Consider the following 5,004-nt stretch of genomic DNA (forward strand, 5'->3'; position numbering starts at 1 on the left):
GGACGTCGCCAAGCAACTAAAAACACAAGTCTTTTGACTTGTGTTTTTTCGTGTTTAATAAAGCATGAGCATTTTGTACACATTTAGAACTTGTATCGGTGTATTGAGAATTAAGAAATATGATATATGCGGAATGGATATAGTTTGTATACACATTCGGTCTCTGTCCAAGGGGTGTTTAATTTTTGAGCTGTGTCGTACGGTAAAGATTAAAATTGCTTGAAGAACATTTGGATTATGAATGATGATTTACTCCCGCTATGCCATATTGGAGTAGGTAGTACTTGATGTGAAATGGATAAAAAACCGATATTCTAACTTGAATATCGGTTTTTTATCTGTGACTTATATGAATTTATAGCAATACGAAAAGCGTAAATAAGATAGCTAACAAAATACGATAGTATGCGAAAGGTTTTAAGCCTATCTTTTCTAAAAGCTTTAGGAATGTTACTACTGCTAACATTGCTACTATAAAAGAGGTAATGAATCCTACCACAAACATAGGGATATCATTGACACTTAAATACTTCCAGCTTTTTAACAAGTCTAAGCCTGTAGCGCCTACCATTACAGGAAGAGCAATGAGAAAAGAGAACTCAGATGCAGTTTTATAATTTACTTTTGCTAATAGACCTCCAGAAATAGTAGAGCCAGCTCTAGAGAAGCCGGGGTATACTGCTAAGCATTGAAATAATCCGATTGTTAATGCTTGACGGTATGTTAAATCATCCAGTGAATAGGAGGTTGCCTCTTTCTTCTTTACTTCTGCAAAGAGCATAAGAATTGCCCCTGCTACAAGTCCAATTACGACAGTATAGGGCTGAAATAAGTAAGTTTTAATAACACCATGTAGTAGTAAACCAGCAACTACTGCTGGAAATACGCCAAGAAATACATGGAATGCGTTGAATTTCTTCTCTTTCCGCAGAAGAGGTTTAATATTACATAAAGAAACGAGGCGTTTATGATATAAAATTGCAATAGCTAAAATTGCCCCTAGCTGTATAACAATTTCAAACGTTTTCGCTCTTTCTCCTTCAAAATTTAATAAATGCCCGACTAATATAAGGTGACCAGTAGAAGAGATAGGTAAAAATTCGGCTAACCCCTCTACGATACCGAGTATGAAGGCAATAATGATATCGCTCATCGTTTCACTCCTATAAATTAATGAATGTCTACTCTTTTGAAATAGAATAGTGTTGCAAAAAATCCTGAAACCGCTGTTGCTGCAATGATGATATAAGAATATTCCGGTGGATATGTGGGTTGTAATTCATTATTTGCGATATCAAGAGTAGCGGTCCACGGAAATAAATCTTTATGTTTGGAGTTTACGAGCATAAGATTAGTCATTGTAATAATGACTGTTAATATAATAGGTGGTACATAGCTCTTCATTACAAGAGTTAGTAGCACAATAGGTGAAGACAATAGAAAGAGAAGTCCACCACAGATTAAAAATTTTAGAAAAGAACCTAAAAATAAAGCAGTGTTAAAACCAGGGAAGTTCCCCAATAGCCCTAATATTAAAGTGAGTGCCCAAGCGACTAAAGTTAGCATCATGATCCAAAGAAAAAGAGTGATGAACTTACTTATAATAAAGCTAATACGCGATACGGGGATAGTTAGTAAATTCTTTAGTGTGTCTTCTGCATATTCACGGGTAAACAGATAAGCAATTACTACTCCATATAAGGGGAATCCTATCACTAAAGTAGTATATAAGTTAACATCAGTAAATAATTGATGGAACCAAATAGTCGGAGTGGGCTGTTTGGTTTTTATATGTATATAAGAAGCTACTACGACTAAGAAAGGTGCGACACCAGCCCCAATAATGCTAATTAAAAACATATTAGAGCGTTTTAGTTTTAGTAGTTCTGTATAGAGTAGATTAACCAATTGTTCCACCTCCAACTAATTTAGTGAAATAATCTTCTAATCTATCTTCACTTATCATCATTTTTAATACTTCTACACCGTTTAGAACGAACGTTCTGTTGATGTATCCTTGTTGTCCAAAATGAGAATAAATACGAATATTCCCTTCATCATGTACTTCATAATCAAAGATTTGAAGCTGATTTTCTAATAGCATTGCGGCTTTGTTTTCATTATTCACTTGAAATTCTATGTACTTACGGTTTGCTTTACGTAGCGTATTAAGAGAAACTTCTTCTAGTAACCTTCCTTCATGAATAATTCCCATACGATCAACTAATTGTTCTACCTCAGCTAATATGTGACTGGAAATAAGTATCGTTATATTTCTTTCCTGAGCTAAAGATTTAATAAGTTTTCGCATTTCTTTAATACCAATGGGATCGAGCCCGTTAGTTGGTTCATCTAGTATGAGTAATTCGGGATAATGGAGAAGGGCACGTGCAATACCTAGGCGCTGCTTCATTCCTAAAGAATACTTCCCAACTAATTTTTTTGTTTCATGCTGCAATCCTACTATTTCTAATGCTTCTTCAATAGCATTCTTTTTGTGAATCCCAATTATCTTTGTATTAATTAATAAGTTTTCTTTTGCAGTTAAGTTTTCATAAAACCCTGGAACCTCAACGATAGAACCAATTCTTCTTAAAATATCTTTTTGATTTTGAAATAAGTCCTCTCCGAATATTTCAATATTTCCACTTGTAGGTTTTATAAGACTGAGTAGCATACGAATGGTTGTTGTTTTGCCCGCACCATTTCGTCCTATGAATCCATAAATCTCGCCTTGTTGAACATTAATATTTAGATTATCTACTGATTTTTGTGTGCCATACACTTTAGTAAGGTTAGTCGTTTTTATAATTGTATTTATAGGAAACACCTACTTTCTATAAGTTCTTAATTACATGATAAGAAGGAAGGCTTAACTGCATATTAATCATTTCTTAACTATTTCTTAAAAGAAATGTATTTTGGAATTGAAAAGCCAAAAGTAGTTCGTTTCCATGGAGTACTTTCAACCCATATATGCCCACCATTTCTCTCAACGAGTGCTTTAGAAATTGAAAGCCCGAGACCGCTACCACCAGAAGAGGAGTTTCTCGATTGTTCGCTTCGGTACATTCGTTCAAATACGTTTTGTAAATCATGTTTTGGAATACCAGGGCCTTTATCCCAAATAAGAAGTTCATAGTCTGTATCAGTTTCTAGTAGTTCGATCCCTAATGTTTTCCCATCTTTTCCGTAATAAATGGCATTTTTTATCAAATTACTCATAATTCGCATAAGGCTAAGGTGGTCTGCAATGATAGGGCAAGTAGATTCTGGTATGAGAACCTGTAGTTCGAGATTATGTTTTGAGAGTTCAGGTAAAAATTCAATCAAAACTTCTCTAGTAACTTCAGAAAAGTCGAGTTCCTCTTCTTTTAGTGGAAATTCATTGGCGTCTAGCTTTGCCATATTGAATATTTCGTTAACTAGATGTTTTAAGTTATTTGATTTCATATAAAGTATTTTAAGATATTCTTTCTTTTCTATTTCAGAAACAGCAACCCCATCTTTTAAAGCGTCGATATATCCAATAATAGAGGTGAGTGGTGTTCGGATATCGTGCGAGATACTAGACAAAAGTTGTTTTCTAGATTCCTCGGATCTTTTTGCTTCGATCCGAACCTTTTCTAATTCAGCTATTAGTTCGTTTATTGAAAAAACGATACTATGTAATGAGGGGTCATTGCTTGTGAATAATCTCGTTTGTAAATTTCCTTTTAGTACACGACCTAATTTTGTGTCCACTGATTTGCGATGTTGAATGAATTGTATTCTTGAAAAGAAGAGATACATTGTAATTAAAATAAGGGTAATAAATAAAGACATCTTTCCCTTTGGGCCCATTTGTATATTTAAAAGCCCGCAAATGATAAGTTGTAATGAAATAAGGAATAGGGTTTTATCAGTCTTCAAGTTTTTCACCTACAAACTTATAACCAATTCCCCATACAGTTTGAATGAATTTTGGATTAGAAGGATTGATTTCTATTTTCTTTCTAAGTTTTCGAATATGTACCATAACGGTATTATCGTCTTCTATATAATTATCGTCCCATACATTTCGAAAGAGCTGTGTTTTTGTAAATACTTGTCCTGGGTTTGAAGTAAAGAATTTCAACAGTTCCAGTTCTTTTCCGGTTAAGCTGATTTCTTCTTTATTTGTATGAACTGTGTATGTATTTAAATCGATAGTTAGTCCTTTGAAAGCTAAAATTGTTTTCTCTTGTGCAGTAGTGTTACTTCCAAGAACTAAAAAACGCCGCATAAGAGCCTTTACTCGTGCAACTACTTCGTGAATACTGAAAGGTTTCGTAATGTAATCATCAGCGCCAATGCTTAAACCTAAAATTTTATCAATTTCGTGATCTTTAGCGGTTAGCATTAATATAGGTACGTTAGTTTTATCTCTAAGTTTTCTACATACTTCGATACCATCTACTTTCGGCATCATAAGATCTAATATAACGAGGTTATAGTTGTTTTGATTAAATAATTGCAAGGCTTCTTCACCATTAACCGCAGTATCTACCATATATAATTCTCGTTCTAAATATATTTTTAATAAATTTCGGATTTCTTTATCATCGTCTGCTATAAGGATACGTATATCTTTCATATTTTCACCTGCTTCTAATAGAGTTTTATTGCTAGTATAACAACTCTCTAATTATATACTAGTATTTGTTAAAATAAGGTTGCTAGTTTTGTTGGAGGGACATGTCTACAAGAATTAAGTCTAGAGTTCAAATGAAATCGAATATGTTTTGGGAGAATAAATTAAAGAGAAGCAGAAGGTGGTTTCTAGTAATGACTCTTTGTAGAGGCATATCTAGCTAAAAGAGCATAAAAATATTAAATTGAATATCTTTATAAAAAGGTGTTGACGATTTCATCTTAGAGGTGTAATATAGGACAAGTCGCCGATGCAATAACGCAGAACGCGGCAAACAAAATGAAAAACTTAGTTGACATTGAAAGATGAAAATGTTAACATAAGGAAGTCGC

The 5,004-nt window shown here is 33.7% G+C and carries 5 protein-coding genes; all 5 read right to left on the reverse strand.

The genetic code is table 11. The annotated features are described in order from the left end of the window. Window positions 1-355 precede the first annotated feature (355 nt). The 5 genes from uppP to DT250_RS31320 all read right to left on the reverse strand — a co-directional run bounded on the left by uppP (window position 356) and on the right by DT250_RS31320 (window position 4,615). The gene (gene uppP / locus DT250_RS31300) at window positions 356-1,153 is read right to left on the reverse strand and encodes an undecaprenyl-diphosphate phosphatase UppP (protein ID WP_149214387.1); all 798 of its coding nucleotides are present in this window, start codon (window positions 1,151-1,153) and stop codon (window positions 356-358) included. A 17-nt stretch (window positions 1,154-1,170) separates the two neighbouring features. Continuing rightward, the gene (locus DT250_RS31305; RefSeq protein WP_000247712.1) at window positions 1,171-1,908 is read right to left on the reverse strand and encodes an ABC transporter permease; all 738 of its coding nucleotides are present in this window, start codon (window positions 1,906-1,908) and stop codon (window positions 1,171-1,173) included. Continuing rightward, window positions 1,901-2,830, reverse strand: coding sequence for an ABC transporter ATP-binding protein (locus DT250_RS31310; protein WP_000484005.1), 930 nt, complete (start codon window positions 2,828-2,830; stop codon window positions 1,901-1,903). Before DT250_RS31310 ends, DT250_RS31305 begins: the two co-directional genes overlap by 8 nt. Window positions 2,831-2,898: 68 nt before the next feature. After that, window positions 2,899-3,912, reverse strand: coding sequence for a sensor histidine kinase (locus DT250_RS31315; RefSeq protein ID WP_000845343.1), 1,014 nt, complete (start codon window positions 3,910-3,912; stop codon window positions 2,899-2,901). Beyond that, window positions 3,902-4,615 carry a response regulator transcription factor gene (locus DT250_RS31320; RefSeq protein WP_046953851.1) on the reverse strand — a complete coding sequence of 238 codons (714 nt, stop codon included), beginning with the start codon at window positions 4,613-4,615 and terminating at the stop codon, window positions 3,902-3,904. The genes DT250_RS31315 and DT250_RS31320 overlap by 11 nt, the downstream gene beginning before the upstream one ends. Between the last annotated feature and the right edge of the window lie 389 nt (window positions 4,616-5,004).

The organism is Bacillus sp. AR2-1 (genome assembly GCF_008368755.1).
Lineage (GTDB): Bacteria > Bacillota > Bacilli > Bacillales > Bacillaceae_G > Bacillus_A > Bacillus_A wiedmannii.

Bases quoted from the DNA above. Each gene is read 5' to 3' on its own strand.
- DT250_RS31320 (WP_046953851.1), bottom strand. From the start codon at position 4,615: ATGAAAGATATACGTATCCTTATAGCAGACGATGATAAAGAAATCCGA.
- uppP (WP_149214387.1), bottom strand. From the start codon at position 1,153: ATGAGCGATATCATTATTGCCTTCATACTCGGTATCGTAGAGGGGTTA.